We start from the raw sequence: 245 nt of genomic DNA, 5'->3' as shown, positions 1-245 counted from the left end.
CTCAGGGAGAACAACGACTGGCAGATGAATTACCAGCTGACTGTTTCGCCCCCGCTCTGGCGGGCAGGGCTGCGGCAGAACTTCCGCATCTTTCAGCAGCAGGATATCCAGACTGTTTCCGCCACCCTGCTTGCTGAAAACGACGTCACTGACTGGGTGCCTTCCTTTTATGAGCCCCATCCCGCCCGCGAATTCTGCGTGCAGTACGGCGAAACTGACCTCAATTTTCTGAGCCGCCTGTGGGC

General features: G+C 58.0%; 1 protein-coding gene. It reads left to right on the top strand.

Annotation, left to right across the window (positions count from 1 at the left end):
• Window positions 1-245, top strand: a 245-nt coding sequence (locus OGV98_RS00550; protein ID WP_286550929.1) for a contractile injection system protein, VgrG/Pvc8 family, incomplete at both ends; no start/stop codon positions are given.

This window comes from Citrobacter sp. Cf136 (genome assembly GCF_030333815.1).
GTDB classification, from domain to species: Bacteria; Pseudomonadota; Gammaproteobacteria; order Enterobacterales; family Enterobacteriaceae; genus Citrobacter; species Citrobacter freundii.
The sequence above is the reverse complement of the archived record's forward strand: the minus strand, read 5'-3'. Positions and strand labels throughout refer to the sequence as shown.